The 14311-nt window shown below is 64.8% G+C and carries 11 protein-coding genes and 1 riboswitch; of the genes, 3 read left to right on the top strand and 8 right to left on the bottom strand.

Features of this window, described 5'->3' with window-relative positions:
* From uca to ACFE8X_RS04170, 6 genes are all read right to left on the bottom strand, one after another.
* Positions 1-3534, bottom strand: coding sequence for an urea carboxylase (gene uca, locus ACFE8X_RS04195; RefSeq protein WP_375450198.1), 3534 nt, complete (start codon positions 3532-3534; stop codon positions 1-3).
* Positions 3535-3686: 152 nt separating this feature from the next.
* On the bottom strand, positions 3687-4289 hold the full coding sequence (locus tag ACFE8X_RS04190) for an urea amidolyase associated protein UAAP2 (RefSeq protein WP_375450197.1): 603 nt from the start codon (positions 4287-4289) through the stop codon (positions 3687-3689).
* A 10-nt stretch (positions 4290-4299) separates the two neighbouring features.
* Entirely contained in the window at positions 4300-5103 is an 804-nt protein-coding gene (locus tag ACFE8X_RS04185) for an urea amidolyase associated protein UAAP1 (protein ID WP_375450196.1), read from the bottom strand.
* Positions 5100-5924: an ABC transporter ATP-binding protein gene (locus ACFE8X_RS04180; protein WP_375450195.1), complete on the bottom strand. Its 825-nt coding sequence runs from the start codon at positions 5922-5924 to the stop codon at positions 5100-5102. The genes ACFE8X_RS04185 and ACFE8X_RS04180 overlap by 4 nt, the downstream gene beginning before the upstream one ends.
* Positions 5924-6739 (bottom strand): ABC transporter permease, encoded by an 816-nt coding sequence (locus tag ACFE8X_RS04175; RefSeq protein ID WP_375450194.1) that lies wholly within the window; start codon positions 6737-6739, stop codon positions 5924-5926. Before ACFE8X_RS04175 ends, ACFE8X_RS04180 begins: the two co-directional genes overlap by 1 nt.
* Positions 6740-6898: 159 nt before the next feature.
* On the bottom strand, positions 6899-7972 hold the full coding sequence (locus tag ACFE8X_RS04170; protein ID WP_375450193.1) for a putative urea ABC transporter substrate-binding protein: 1074 nt from the start codon (positions 7970-7972) through the stop codon (positions 6899-6901).
* A gap of 72 nt (positions 7973-8044) precedes the next feature.
* Positions 8045-8153, bottom strand: a riboswitch (guanidine-I (ykkC/yxkD leader).
* 416 nt (positions 8154-8569) lie between these two features.
* Here ACFE8X_RS04170 and ACFE8X_RS04165 point away from each other — a divergent pair.
* Genes ACFE8X_RS04165 through ACFE8X_RS04155 form a run of 3 tightly spaced genes read left to right on the top strand, consistent with a single transcriptional unit; the run spans position 8570 to position 11744 of the window.
* Entirely contained in the window at positions 8570-9754 is a 1185-nt protein-coding gene (locus ACFE8X_RS04165) for a polysaccharide biosynthesis/export family protein (RefSeq protein WP_375450192.1), read from the top strand.
* A 37-nt stretch (positions 9755-9791) separates the two neighbouring features.
* A complete protein-coding gene (locus ACFE8X_RS04160) occupies positions 9792-10685 on the top strand; it encodes a polysaccharide pyruvyl transferase family protein (RefSeq protein WP_375450191.1) in 894 nt (297 codons plus the stop codon).
* Positions 10686-10712: 27 nt separating this feature from the next.
* A complete protein-coding gene (locus ACFE8X_RS04155) occupies positions 10713-11744 on the top strand; it encodes a glycosyltransferase (protein WP_375450190.1) in 1032 nt (343 codons plus the stop codon).
* A 6-nt stretch (positions 11745-11750) separates the two neighbouring features.
* Here the strand turns inward: ACFE8X_RS04155 and ACFE8X_RS04150 are convergent, their stop codons facing one another.
* Both ACFE8X_RS04150 and ACFE8X_RS04145 read right to left on the bottom strand, forming a co-directional pair.
* Entirely contained in the window at positions 11751-13238 is a 1488-nt protein-coding gene (locus ACFE8X_RS04150) for a lipopolysaccharide biosynthesis protein (protein ID WP_375450189.1), read from the bottom strand.
* Positions 13239-13308: 70 nt separating this feature from the next.
* Positions 13309-14310 carry a glycosyltransferase family 2 protein gene (locus ACFE8X_RS04145; protein WP_375450188.1) on the bottom strand — a complete coding sequence of 334 codons (1002 nt, stop codon included), beginning with the start codon at positions 14308-14310 and terminating at the stop codon, positions 13309-13311.
* Between the last annotated feature and the right edge of the window lies 1 nt (position 14311).

Genomic DNA, 14311 nt, shown 5'->3' with positions numbered 1-14311 from the left:
TTAGAGCTCCTCCAGCACGACGATGACGTCGCCGGTTTTGACGGTGCGGCCGGGCAGGGCGCGGATATCGCGGACCCTGCCGGCGGCATGGGCGGTGACGGTGATTTCCATTTTCATGGATTCGATGATGGCGACGCCATCGCCGGCAGCAACCGGGGCGCCATCGTCCACGAGGATTTTCCAGACATTGCCCGGAACGCTGCTGCCGACGCCAAAGCAACCGGCCGGCATCTCGCCCTCCGGCACGGCATTGCCGGCATCCTCGGGAACAAAGCTGTCGAGGCCTTGGTCCTTCCAGCGCTGGCGCTCGGCATCAAAGGCGGCTTGCTGGCCGGTCTTGAAGGCGGTGATGGATTGGGCATTGGCGGCCAAATCGCGGGCATAGTCGCCGTAGGAGAACTGCGTTTCCTCGATTCTGATCGGGTAGGCGCCATGCGGAAAAGCGGCACGGGCCTCGGTAAGCTCCTGGTGCTCGACGGGAAAAAACCGGATCTGGTCGAAAAAATTCAGCAGCCACGGCTTGCCCGGCGCAAACTCCGGTGTCGAGCGCCAGGTGTTCCAGACCTGGATGGTGCGCCCCACCAACTGGTATCCGCCCGGCCCCTCCATGCCATAGATGCACATATAAGCGCCACCAATGCCGACGGCGTTTTCCGGGGTCCAGGTGCGGGCCGGATTATATTTGGTGGTGACCAGGCGATGGCGCGGGTCCATCGGGGTGGCGACGGGCGCTCCGAGATAGACATCGCCCAGCCCAAGCACCAGATAGCTGGCGTCGAAGACGATACGCCTGACCGCTTCCACGCTCTCTATGCCATTGATACGACGAATGAATTCGATATTGTCCGGCGCCCAGGGCGCATTGGGGCGCACCAGGTCCCGATATTTCTTCATCGCCAGCCTGGCATCGGGATCGTTCCACGACAGCGGCAGATGCACGATGCGACTGGGCACGGTGACGGCCTCGGCAGGCGGGAGCGTGGCCTCGATTTCGGCGAGCAGACCTAGGAGCCGCATGCGTGTGATTGTGGTGCCGTCATAGTGAATTTGCAGCGAGCGGATGCCCGGCGTCAGGTCGATAATGCCCGGCAAATGGGAGTTTTTGACAGCTTCCAGCAGGAGATGAACTCGCAGTCGCAGCGCGATGTCGAGCGACATCGCGCCATACTCGACCAGGAGGTTATCATCGCCCTGGCGGCGGTAAATGACCGGGACCGGACCGGCGTCGCTCTGGCCGACAATGGGAGAGCCCAAGTCCGAAGGCCGGCGGATCGCCGGGCCGGCGATGGGGTCTCCCTCGCGGGCGAGGGGATGGAAGCGGATGGTGTCGCCGGGCTTGAACTGACCCATCTTCCACTGCTCGTCCCGGGCGATCACGGCAGGGCAGACGAAGCCGCCAAGGCTCGGACCATCGGGTCCAAGAATGATGGGCATGTCGCCGGTAAAGTCAATGGCGCCAACGGCATAGGCGTTGTCGTGCAGGTTGGATGGATGCAGGCCGGCCTCGCCGCCATCCGTGCGCGCCCACTTCGGCGCCGGGCCAATGAGGCGAACGCCGGTGCGGGCGCTGTTGAAATGGACCTCGTAGTCCGTGGTGAACAAGGTCTCGATATCGCCCGGCTGGAAGAAGTCCGGGGCGCCATGCGGACCATAGAGCACGCCGACATCCCAGTGCCGGGTGAGAGGCGGGTGAGCCCCGGCATGCTGGACGTCTTGTTGTGTATGCCGGGCGAGATGCAGCACCTGGCCGGCCTTGAGGGTGCCGGTAGCGTGACCACCGAATTGGCCGAGTCCGAACGTCGCGCGCGATCCGAGGACGACCGGAGCGGCGAAGCCGCCGGCGACGGCGAGGTAGCTGCGCTGGCCGGCGCCATCGATGGTGCCGATGGTGAGGATATCGCCGGCCTTGACGGCGATGGCGGCGTCATGCGTGACGGATAAATCATTGAGTTTCATCGGCATTTTGGCGCCGGCGAGGGCGACGACGACGTCGGAGTGGAACCGCAGGGTCGGGCCGGCCATGGTGAGCTCGAGGGCGGCGGTGACGTCGTTATTGCCGACCAGGCGATTGGCGTGGCGGAACGAGCGGCCGTCCATGGGGCCGCTGGGGGGGACGCCGACATGCCAAAGGCCGAGGCGCCCGGGGAGCTCCTGCAAGCTGGATTGTGCACCGGGAACAAGGACTTCGACCACATCGGGGACAAAGGCGAAATCGCGCAGGGCGGTGGTGGCGACCTCGCCGCTGGCGAGCAGATCTGAGGCGGCGATGGCGCGAAGGTAGGCGAGGTTGGTCTCGATCCCGGCGATCGAAATGTGCTTCAGCACATGTCGCAAATTGGCAATTGCGGTTACCCGATCGCTACCCGCGACAATCACTTTAGCCAGCATTGGGTCGTAAAAGGGAGTGACCTCGGTTCCGGTCTCGATCCAGGTATCGACGCGGGCGAAATCGGGGAATGCGACCTCGGTCAGCAGGCCCGCGCTGGGCTGGAAATTGGCATGGGGAATTTCGGCATAGACGCGCACTTCGATCGCGGCGCCAACCGGCGTCAGCGAGCCAGCGGTGCCGATGACGTCTTCGCCGGCGGCCTGGCGGATCATCCATTCGACCAGGTCGATGTTGAATACCGCTTCGGTGACGGGGTGCTCGACCTGAAGGCGGGTGTTGACCTCGAGGAAATAGAAGTCCTCGCGGACGGGGTCGTAGATGAATTCGACCGTGCCGGCAGACGCGTATTGGACAGCGGCGCCGAGATCGGTGGCGGCCTTGTGGAGGCGCGTACGGACGGCGTCGGAGAGGCCGGGCGCGGGGGTTTCCTCGACCACCTTCTGGTTGCGGCGCTGCAGCGAGCAATCGCGTTCGCCCAGCGCGATGACGCGGCCTTGCCCGTCGCCGAAGATCTGCACTTCGACGTGGCGCGCGTCGGCGACAAAGCGTTCGATATAGACACGAGCATCACCGAAGCTGGCGGTTGCGGTGCGCTGGACGCTGGCGAAGGCGGCGGCGAGGGCCTGGGCGTCTGCACACAACTGCATGCCGATGCCGCCGCCGCCAGCGGTGGACTTGAGCATGACCGGATAGCCGATGGTTTGCGCTGCGGCCAGGGCCGCTTCGGCGCTGGCGAGCAGGTCGGTACCGGGCAGGAGGGGGACGCCGCTGGCCTTGGCCAGTTCGCGCGCGGTGTGCTTGAGGCCGAAGGCTTCGATATTGGCCGGGGTAGGCCCGATAAAGGCGATGCCCTCGGCAGCGAGGCGCGTGGCAAAGGCGATGTTCTCGCTGAGGAAGCCATAGCCGGGATGGACGGCTTCAGCGCCGGTGGCGCGGCATGCGGCGATGACGGCATCGACGTTCAGATAGCTGTCCGTGGCGGGGGCAGGGCCGAGGCGCACGGCTTCGTCGGCGAGTTGCACGGCTTTGGTGAAGCGGTCGGCGTCCGAATAGACGGCGACGGAGGCGATGCCCATGCGGCGCAAGGTTTTGATGATGCGCACGGCGATTTCGCCACGATTGGCGATGAGGACTTTAGAGAACATCAGAGAAAGGCCCCCTCATCCGCCCTTCGGGCACCTTCTCCCACGAGGGGAGAAGGGGACGGAGCCGAGAATTCTCAGTCGTTACCCTTCTCCCCTCGTGGGAGAAGGTGGCGCGCAGCGCCGGATGAGGGGGCCGCGTCTGACCTTGCTGTCTATTCATTCGGCCCACCCGAGATCACGACGCGGATGGGGGTGGGGTTGAAGCCGTTGCAGGGGTTGTTGACCTGGGGGCAGTTGGAGATGACGCAGAGGACGTCCATGGCGGCGAGAAGTTCGATGTGGTCGCCGGGTTTGGAGAGGCCGTCGACGATGGTCATCTGCCCGGAGGACTGGATCGGCACGTTCATGAAGAAGTTGATATTGGGGACGATATCGCGCTTGGACATGCCGTGCTTGGTGACTTCGAGCACGAAGTTGTCGCGGCAGGCGTGCAGGTATCTAGTGTCGTGGCCAAAGCGGACGCTGTTGCTTTCGCACGAGCAGGCGCCGGCGGAGGTGTCGTGGCGCCCGCAACTATCGGCGGTGACCGTCAGCATGACATTGCCCTCGTTGGATATGAGGCGCGTGCCGACCCCGATATAGGCATTGCCCTGGACGCGCAGCGTGTCCTGGCCACTATAGCGCTCGGAAAAATCATCGGCCTTGTAGAACAGGGTATCGATGGCCTGCTGGCCTTCGCTGTCGATGATGCGAATGGTCTGGCCCTTGCGGACAACGCCGGACCAAGGCTTTTCGGCGGGAATGAGGTGATCCATGGTGTTCTCCTCACGCGCTCTGCAAGGCGTTGTTTTCAAAGCCGCGCACGGCTTCGGCGGTCGCGGTGCGGCAGAGGTCATCGGCCGCAGGCGGTGCGGCGCGGTAGCGGGTGACTTCGACTGGCCGGGGCGCATAGTCGGGGCTAGGATCGAGCGGATGGGGGCAGTTGGAGAGGCCGATGACGAGGTCCATCTCGGCGCGCAGGTCGACATAGTCGCCAGGCCGGCGCAGGTCTTCGCGCCAGACGAAATTGCCGTCGTCCAGGACGCGGACCGGGGCGAAGAAGGTCAGCGCCGAAGGAATATCGCGGCGGTCGAGGCCGAGCTTGCCGGCGACGAGGATGAAATTATCGCGGGTGTTGCGCGTGTCGCCGGCATATTTGGCGGCGTTCGACGCGGCAGTCGAGCCGCCGACCAGGCCGTCATGGGCGGACGAGGCGGCTTCGGTGACCGAAAGCATGACGCGGCCCATGTCCGAGAACAGCACGCGGCCCCTGGCGATGGCGGTGGTCCATTGCACCTTGACGGTATCGGGCAGGTTGAGGCGCTCGCTGGTGTCTGCCAAGCTCCAGGCGATCATGGCGACAGCGGCGGGGCCGTGTTCCTGCGCGATGCGGATGGTGTCGCCGGCCTTGAGCGTGCTCGACCAGTACCAGCCGCCCGGAATGGTTTCGGCATGGATCGGATTGGTGATCGGCGCCGCCGGAATAACGCTGGGGCCGGGCAGGGCTTTGGGGGCGTTCTGCAACCCCCTGCGCTGGTGCTCATCGTAGCGCGCGCGGTCGGCGGCGATCTGGTCTGGCGTGCGGCTCATGGCGCGTCTCCTTGTGGCGCCGGGTCGTCCCGGCCAAGTCCCAAAGGAAGGACCGGGTCGTCCCGGTCGGGGGCAAAAATGCTCGGCTCGCCGGCGATGCGGGGCGGCCAGATATCGATATCCCGGCTGAGCACGGCGCCGTAGCGCTCGCGCTCCTCGGGTCGGTCACGGGGGCGCTCGAAGGCGATGACGCGGGTGCCCAGGGTAAAGGCCTCGCGCATGTCATGGGTGACCATGACCACGGTCAGTTCCGTCTCGTCCCAGAGGCGTTTCATCAGCACATGGATTTCGGCGCGAATGCCCGGATCGAGCGCGCCGAACGGTTCGTCGAGCAGCAATACCCTGGGCTTCATGATCAGGGCCTGCGCCAAGGCGAGGCGCTGCTGCATGCCGCCGGAAAGCTGGGCCGGATATTTGGTTTCGGCGCCACCAAGCCCCACTTCGGCGATCAGTGCCATGGCCTCGTCCAGCGCGGCGCGGCGTTCGGCGCCGAACAGGCGCGCAGCGATGGGCGAGCGTTTGAACACCTTGCCGAGCAGCACATTGCCCAGAACGGTCAGGTGCGGAAACACCGAATAGCGCTGGAACACCACGCCGCGATCGGGGCCAGGCTCAGCGATCAAGGGGACGCCATCAAGGGTAATGGTGCCCTGGCTCGGGGCCTCCTCGCCCAGCAGCATCTTGAGGAACGTGGTCTTGCCGCAGCCGGAGGGGCCGACCAGGGCGACAAAGGCGCGCGACGCAATGGTCAGCGAGATGCGCTCCAAGACGATCTGGTCGCCATATTCCTTCCAGACCTTGTCGAGCACGATCTGGCTCATCAGCGTGCCTCCAGGTTCGACCAGGGGAAGACGGCGATGCGCAACCGATCGAGCGCGAAATTGGTGAGCACGGCGAGCAGCGTGATCCACAGCACATAGGGGAAGATCACGTCCATGGAGAGGTAGCGGCGGACGAGGAAGATGCGATAGCCGAGGCCGGAATCCGACGAGATGGCTTCGGCAGCGATCAGGAACAGCCAGGCGGGGCCAAGCTGGAGCCGCAGGCACGTGACGAGGCGCGGCAGCACTTGCGGCAGGACCACGCGGAGCGCGATCTGCCAGGAGGAAGCGCCCAGGGTTTGCGCCTTGATGAGCTGTTCGCGCGGCAGTTCGAGCACCTTGAGGGCGAGATCACGGATAATCGCGGGGGTGACGCCGATGACGATCAGGGTGATCTTGGAGGTTTCCCCGAGGCCGAGGACGATGAAGAGAATGGGCAGCAGCGCCAGGGGCGGCACCATCGAAATGGTGGCGACGAACGGCGCGAGCAGCGCCCGGACGTAAGGCAGCATGCCGATGACCATGCCCAGGACCAGGGCGATCAGTGTGGCGATGCCGAGCGCGGAGAACAGGCGGACGAGGCTGGCGCCGGTATCGGACCAGAGCAGGTATTCGCCGGTGCGCGGATCGGCCTGGAACGCCATGCGGTTGATGGTATCGGTCAGGGTTTGCAGCGCGGGAAGGAGTTTGTCGCTGGGGTTGTCGGCCAGGCGCGCGGCCGAGCCGAAGCCATAGGCGACGATCAGCAGCACGAACGGCGCGAGCATCAGCGCGATTTGGCTAGCGCTTGTGGGCTTGGTGTTGATCCAGCGCATGGAGTGGTGTCGCTTGGGTTGATGACGTGGAAGCAACCCCTCATCCGCCCGTTGGGCACCTTCTCCCACAAGGGGAGAAGGGGACGGAGCCGAAAGATCGCAGTCGACCGCTTCTCCCCTCGTGGGAGAAGGTGGCGCGTAGCGCCGGATGAGGGGGCCCTAAAGCGTCCCCGCCGCAGCGGCCGCCATATACTCGTCGGTGAACCGCAGCTTTACGTTCGCTGCATCCCCAAGCACTTTGCCGTCGGGCAGTTCGATGCCGATGACGTCGGCCGACGGTGCGCCCGAACCCAGCAGCCCCTTGTCGAACAGGAAGATGCGCACCTTGTCCATCGTCGTGGCCAAGTCCGGCGAGGCGGTGAACGCTACGGCGTCGGCGGGTTTGTCGAACAGTTTGGTGGCGGCGAGCTGGGCTTCGAAGCCCGCCTGGTCGGTGCCCGAGGCCACGCCCATTGCGGTGCGGGCGGCGGCGCCTTCGGGCGTGTCGGCGGTCATGATGGCCATGGTGTCGTACCAGATGCCGGCCAGCGCCTTACCGAAATCGGGATTGTCTTTCAGCACCTCGGTGTTCGCCACCATCATGTCGATGATTTCGCCGGGGATCTTGGTGCTGTCGAAGACGTTGGTGGCGTCGGGCAGCGCCAGGATTTCCGAAACCATCGGGTTCCAGGTGACCATGGCGGTGACATCGGCGGTCTGGAAGGCTCCGACCATGTCGGGGTCCGAGGTGTTGACCACATTGACGTCGCGCTCGCTCATGCCAGCGCTTTCGAGCGCGCGGGCGAGCAGATAATGGGAGACGGAGAATTCGACGAGGTTGACCTTCTGGCCCTTGACGGCGGCGAGATCTGTCGCGCCCTTGAGGATCACCGCGTCATTGCCGTTGGAAAAGTCGCCAATGATGACGGCGGTGGTATCGACTCCGCCGGCGGCAGGGATCGACAGGCCATCCATATTGGTCAGCGTCACCGCGTCGAAGGCGCCGGCGGTGTACTGGTTCATCGACTCCACATAGTCGTTGAACTGGGTGACCTCGATGGTGATGCCGTATGTGTCGGCCCACTTCTTGACGATGCCGGTGTCGGAAGCATAGCCCCAGGGCATCCAGCCGACATAGATCGACCAGGCGACCTTGAAATCGGTCTTGGCCTGGGCCTGTGCCAGGTTGGTCATGGCGCCCGCAAGGGCCGCCGAAAACGCCAGTGTCGCGGCGATCTTGGAAAGAATGCGCATCTCAATTCCCCTTTGCGTGTCTCACAACAAGGGATCGGCAGAAACCATCGCGCCAATCCCTTGGCTATCGAGGTCTCCCGGGCTTTTGTCCCGCCGTGCATCCGCGCGGATGTCGCCCGCGCGGTGGTAGCTCTCGGACCAGACGCGTTCGATGAACGCCGGAACCCTAGCTCCTTACTCTCCCTTGATAGAGCAAGTGCCGTGCCAGCAGCAAAGCCGTGGTGAATCAAGGCGTTGCTGGATCGACAAAGCTGGAGGCTGGACAAAATATGGGCGCGGGCCTGGGTTGGTGCCGATAATATAGGCAGTTCCTGACGGCACCAAATGGCGATGCAGGCTTGCCCAAGCGTCCCCGGGAGCGCAGGGCTGGGTTGAACCACCGCCGGGTCCCATCAATGACAACCCATGCTAGTCTGGCACAACGACCCAAACCGGCGCGGCGGCCGGGTCCGTTGCGGCATAGAACATGCCCTCGCCCAATTGCTGGCGATATTTGCACCGACGCTTCGGCGCACCAAACCAAATGCGAGGCAATGGCTCATGCACATAGCGACCGGTTCGCCACACCGCCGATTTCGGCCTTTTCGGCTCGCGCCCATGCTCGTTGCGCTGCTGCCTCTGGCCGGTCCGGCGCTGGCGGCCGACCCCTACAAGCTGGCGATTTCCGACAAGATCACCGTGCGCGTCGTCGATTGGAAGCCGGCCGAGCAGCAATTCGAGGAGTGGACGGCGATCGGGGGCGATTATGTAGTGGGTCCCACCGGCACCACGGCGTTTCCCTTCGTGGGCGAAACCCAAAGCGCCGGGCAATCCACCGATGCCCTGGCGACCGCGCTCAGCCAGGGCCTGCAGCGCTCGCTGGGCCTGATCAACGCCCCCGATGTTACCATCGCCGTGGCCGAGTTCGGGCCCGTCTATGTCACCGGCGATGTCGAGGCGCCCGGCGAGTACAAGTTTTCCCCCGGCCTCAACGTCATCAAGGCGCTCAGCCTGGCCGGCGGCGCGCGCCGCACCGCCGAGGACGCAGCCGGGGCCGACCGGGACCTGATCAGCGCCACCGGCGCGCTGTACGTGCTCAACGACGAGCATTTGCGCCTTCTGGCATTGCGCGCCCGGCTCGATGCCGAACTGGCCAATGCCGATGCCGTCGCCATCCCCTCGGAACTGGCCGACAATCCGGCAGCGCCCGGGCTGATCGGGGTGGAACAGTCGATTCTAGAGGCGCATGCCCGCCAATTGGTGTCCCAGACCACGGCGGTGGACGATCGCGTGGCCCTGCTCAACCGCGAAATCGAGACCTTCGGGCAAAAGCGCCAGGCGATCGAGCGGCAATTGGCGCAGGCCGAGGAACAGCTCACCAATGTGCGCAACCTGGCCCAGGATGGGCTGAGCATCGTGTCGCGCGTGTCGGCGCTCGAAACCAATGTCGCCGACCTGCAGGGCCGCCTGCTCGACATCGATACCGCCGTGCTGCAGGCGCGCCAGGATATCGGGGACGCCGAAAAGGAGCGCGTGCAACTGGGCGACGTGCGCATTTCCGAATTGACGCTGGAGCGCCAGAAGGCCGATGCCGATATCGCCGGACTGGTGCTCAAGCTGGGCACCCAGCAGGGCCTGGTGCAGCACGCCATGCTGGGTAGCGGCCTGGCGCTGGGCACCGGGGCGGCGGTGGCCACCTATCGCTACACCATCATCCGCCAGGGCGAGGACATCGCCGCCGACGACACCACCGCGCTCGAGGCCGGCGACGTGATCAAGGCCGAACTGCAACTGGCGCCCTGAGCACCGTGACACCGGGCCACCAACAAGGAATATGTGAATGAAGCTGGTATTTTTCCGCGGCAAGGTGCCCAATTTCGGCGACGAGTTGAACCTGCATGTCTGGCCGCAATTGCTGCCGCCCGGCTTTCTCGACGAAGACGCCGCCGAGCTGTTCGTCGGCATCGGCTCGATCATCGGCACGCACCTGCCGCCCCAGGCGCGCAAGTTCGTCATGGGCTCGGGCTATGCCGGCTATATGGGCCTGCCCGACGTGCATGACGGCACCTGGGATATCCGCTTCGTACGCGGCCCCCGCACGGCCGATCTGCTCAAGCTGTCGCCCGATCTGGCGATCTGCGACAGCGCCGTGCTGCTGCGGGCGATGGACCCATCGCCCAAGGCCCAGGATGTCGACATCGCCTTCATGCCCCATTACGAAAGCCTCGAGCGCGGCCTGTGGGCAGAGGCCTGTGCCCTGGCGGGGATCAAGCTGATCGATGCCACCGATCCGGTGGAAACCGTTCTGGCCCAGATCGGCGGCGCCAGGCTGCTGATCACCGAAGCCATGCACGGCGCCATCGTCGCCGACGCTTTGCGCACGCCATGGGTCGCGGCACGTCCGATCTTTTGGGGTCATCACATGAAATGGCTGGACTGGTCCGAGGCGCTTGCGATCGATCTGCGCATGCATCGGCTGGCGCCCAGCAACCTGCTTGAACTTTATGTCGGAACGACCGGCCGGGGCGGCGCCAGAGGCAAGATCGGCAAGCTGACCCGAAGCCCGGTGGCCAGGATTCCCAACACCATACTCACCCATCTGGCGGCCCGGCACCTGCAGAAGCTGGCAAAGATGGAGCCCCAACTCAGCAGCGACAGCAGGATTGCCCAGGTGACCGAGCGTGCCCAGGAGGCAGTCCAGGCCTTTGTGGGATCGCGGCTGGCGGTTTCTTAGTCAAACCAGGCGCCTTGGGAGATACGGATGGATATGGCCGCACCACTATCGGCAAAGCTCGAAATGACGTCCCGTGGTCCGCTCGTCCTGTTGTTTTTCGACGGTTATGACCTCAGTGCGCGGCCGGGCCCGGGGGGCATGGTCTATTCGCAAAGCCGCCGCCTGGCGCGCTATCTCTATCGCACGGCGCGGCGCAAGCAGGTCCATACCGGTTTTTATACCGCTTTTCTGTCGCTCCAGCGCAGTCTCAGGAGCCTGGGCTGCGACGTGCGGGTCAATGATTTCGCCGCGGCGCGCAAACGCCCGCATTATCCCATCGGCATGGCCGGCTACCCGACCGCCCTGGAAGTGGTGAACCTCGATAATCCCGTGATTTTCGGACATGGTGATATCGGCTTTCCCGAGCAAGCCTCCAAGATCGCGGCGCGCGACAATATGAAGATACTCATCCAGCCCTGCGATTGGGCCTGCGCGTTCAACGTGCCCTATTGCGGCGACAAGCTGCGGGCCTGGCCGGTAGGAGTGGATCATACCAGCTGGACATTGCCGGACCAGCCCAAGCTCCACGACTTCCTGATCTACGACAAGATTCGCTGGCATCGGGACACCCAGGTTCCCGCAGTGCTCGATCGTGTGATCCAAAAGCTGCAAGCCGATGGCCACAGCTATAAGGTGCTGCGCTACGGCGGCCATATCCGGCAGGAATACCGGCAGGCCATGGCGCAATCGCGCGCCCTGCTGTTTTTATGCGAGCACGAAACCCAGGGCATCGCCTACCAGGAGGCCATGGCCGCCGGGCTGCCCGTGCTGGCCTGGGACGAGGGGCGGCTGATCGATCCGGCGCTCATCCATTATGCGCCCGACCTGCAGGTCACCAGCGTGCCGTATTTCGACGATCGGTGCGGCTTGCGCTTTACCATGGCGAACTTCGCCGACGTCCTGCCGCAGTTTGTCGAGCGGCTTGACAGCTTCACGCCGCGCGAATACGTGGCCGACCGGCTGTCGATGCGCCGCGCCGCAGAGGACTATCTGGGGTTCTACGCCTCGCTCATCCACTAGCGCCAGCTAGCGTTTGGCGCGGCTCAACACCGCGCTTTTCACCTGCAGCAGGCGCCGGCGGGCGAACAGCAGCAGCAGGATTGCATAGACCACCGCGCACACGCCGATGGTGACGCCCAGGCGCAAAAGCGGCTGGGCCTGCGCCAGCTCCAGCTTGACCGCCATGCCCGCGCCCGCCATCAACAGCGTGGCCAGGGCCGGCATGCCCAGCGAGCCCAGATAGGCCCAGGGCGAGATGCGCAGGATGCGCACCACCATATGCACCGCCGGCAGCCACATCACGTAGTTCTGGATCACGATGGCCAGCGTCAGCGCATTGACGCCCCAGGAATAAAACAGGCCCACATAAAGCAGGGTGCCCACCTGCTTGGCGACCAGGTAGTAGAACCACAGATCGGCCTGGCCCTGGCTTTTGACCAGCGAGGCCTGCAGCACGCCGATGCTGGTCAACAGCCCCAGCGCGCAGAACGCCTGCACCGCGGGCACGGCCTCGACCCAGTTCTGCCCGAATGCCAAGGGCACGAAATCGTCGGCGATCAGCGCCAGCCCCACGAACACCGGAAACGAGGCGACCGAAGAGGCGAAGGTGGCAAACAGATAGGCCTCGCGCAGCTTGCCGTGTTCACCCTGCATGGAGGACAGGAGCGCATAGGAGACCGAGCTCAGCGCCCCGGTAATGAGATCGCTCAGGATCTGGAAAATGCGCCGGGCAAAGCCGTAGATGCCAAGTCCCGCAGGGCCGAGCAGCGTGCCGATCAGGATCTGGTCGACGCTGAGCATGGTGATCAGCCGATTGCCTGAGGCAAACAGCCCAAACGCGCCCAAGTCCTTCAGAGGACCAAAATTCAGCCGCCAGCGCGGCCACCAGCGCGCTGAAAACATGGCGCCGGCGCAGGCCACCACCGAGGTGGCGAGCTGGGAAAACGCCAGCGCCCACAGCCCGAACCCGAGCCATAGCAGCGCAAGGCACAACCCTGCCGCGACCAGCGACGCCAGGGCGGTGCGCATCGCCACCTGCTTGAACGCCATGGCACGTACCAGCAGCGCATTGGGCACCGTCGCGCCCATGTCGAAAATCACCCGGGCGCCGATAAAGGGGATTAGCGCGGCCAGTTGAGGTTCGCCCAGCCGGACCGCAATGGGCCCCGCAGCCAGCGCCAGCCCGGCAAAGATGACGATGCCGGAGATGATGCAGAGCCAGAACACCGCATCCAGATGCCGCTGTTCGATACCCCGGCGCTGCACCAAGGCTTCGCCGAACCCGGCCGGCGCAATCGCCGTGCCCAGCGTGGCGATGCTGGCGGCATAGGCGACCAGGCCGAACTCGGCGGGCACCAGCATGCGCGACGTGGCCATGAACACGAGAATACCGAAAGCGGCCGGCGCAAAACTGCTGACCACCGACCACGCGGCGCCGCGCACCGCCGCGCTGCTGCGCCCGCTGCTGATATGGTCGAGCGAAGCTTGTGAGTTCGCCGCGTTGATTGCACTCATACTCGAACCATTCCGGGCCGTCGCCGGCGCACTCCGCCCGCGTCGAGCTTATGCTTGTGGCGGCGTCCGCTCAACGCTGCGCCGCTGCGGTCTGCTGGCGCGAGCGCACGAAAGGCGCAAAATCGGGCGTCAGCTGCCCCAGCATGCGGATCATCAGGCCGCGCGCCCGCAGGCGCAGCGCTTCTCCGGCCGGCAAGTCGCCTGAGGCGCCATGCACGATCAGCGCCTTGGCCAGCCCCTTGGAGCGGCTGGCCGCATCGGCGGCAAACAGCGGACTGGTCAGGAAGTGGTCGCGTCGCTCCTTGGGCGTGCTCTTCCAGGCCATGCGCTGCAGCGCCTGCACCGCGCGCTTCAAATCCAGTTCGCGCCGGGTATAGGACACCTTGAGTTCGGCATTGCGCGTGGTCTGTTCGGCGTTTTCCGCCCAGACGGCTCGGGGCGTCATGGCCACATAGACCGGCTCGCAGATGGAAAACGTGCGCATGTATTCCTGTAGCGTGGCGGTGCAGGGATAGCCGATCTCGAGCTGGCAGGTGGTGTCGCGCGACCAGAACAGGCCGCCATTGGACACCCCGATGCCGATCAGCAACGACAGCCGGAAATCTTCGGGAAGGTAGCGCCCATCCACAAACAGCTGATCCAGCACGCCGCCGGTGCTGAGCCTGGCATGATCGGTGCCGCTGGCATGTTCGATCAATTGGTTGCGCAGCACCACGGCGACATCCTGCTCGCGGCAGAGCGCGATATTATCGGCGAAAAATCCCGGCAGCAGAAAATTGTCGTCTTCCACGACGCAGAAATAGTCCGCTCCGTGCTCATTGCCGGCCGAAAAGCACTGGTCGATATTCCTGGACGCGAAACGCTGGGGCACATTGTGGTTGTAGCGGATGCGCGGATCGCCCAGCGCCAGCACCGCCGCCTCGCCCGAGCGGTTCGGATCGTCGTCGAACACGTCGCAGACCCAGTGTTGCCAATCCTGCGCGATCATCGTGCCCAGCGCCCGCTTGAGCGCGTCCGGGCGCTTGTAGGTGGGGGTGCGCACATGCACCAGGCCGCCATTGCGTTCGCTCATC

It is taken from the genome of uncultured Devosia sp., assembly GCF_964244875.1.
Lineage (GTDB): Bacteria > Pseudomonadota > Alphaproteobacteria > Rhizobiales > Devosiaceae > Devosia.
Note: the sequence above shows the minus strand (reverse complement) of the source record. Positions and strands in the feature narration are given on the sequence as shown.

Coding starts and splice junctions, on each gene's coding strand:
- ACFE8X_RS04165 (WP_375450192.1), top strand. CDS start 8,570: ATGCTCGTTGCGCTGCTGCCTCTGGCCGGTCCGGCGCTGGCGGCCGAC.
- ACFE8X_RS04155 (WP_375450190.1), top strand. CDS start 10,713: ATGGATATGGCCGCACCACTATCGGCAAAGCTCGAAATGACGTCCCGT.
- ACFE8X_RS04145 (WP_375450188.1), bottom strand. CDS start 14,310: ATGAGCGAACGCAATGGCGGCCTGGTGCATGTGCGCACCCCCACCTAC.
- uca (WP_375450198.1), bottom strand. CDS start 3,534: ATGTTCTCTAAAGTCCTCATCGCCAATCGTGGCGAAATCGCCGTGCGC.
- ACFE8X_RS04160 (WP_375450191.1), top strand. CDS start 9,792: ATGAAGCTGGTATTTTTCCGCGGCAAGGTGCCCAATTTCGGCGACGAG.
- ACFE8X_RS04185 (WP_375450196.1), bottom strand. CDS start 5,103: ATGAGCCGCACGCCAGACCAGATCGCCGCCGACCGCGCGCGCTACGAT.
- ACFE8X_RS04150 (WP_375450189.1), bottom strand. CDS start 13,238: ATGAGTGCAATCAACGCGGCGAACTCACAAGCTTCGCTCGACCATATC.
- ACFE8X_RS04190 (WP_375450197.1), bottom strand. CDS start 4,289: ATGGATCACCTCATTCCCGCCGAAAAGCCTTGGTCCGGCGTTGTCCGC.
- ACFE8X_RS04170 (WP_375450193.1), bottom strand. CDS start 7,972: ATGCGCATTCTTTCCAAGATCGCCGCGACACTGGCGTTTTCGGCGGCC.
- ACFE8X_RS04175 (WP_375450194.1), bottom strand. CDS start 6,739: ATGCGCTGGATCAACACCAAGCCCACAAGCGCTAGCCAAATCGCGCTG.
- ACFE8X_RS04180 (WP_375450195.1), bottom strand. CDS start 5,924: ATGAGCCAGATCGTGCTCGACAAGGTCTGGAAGGAATATGGCGACCAG.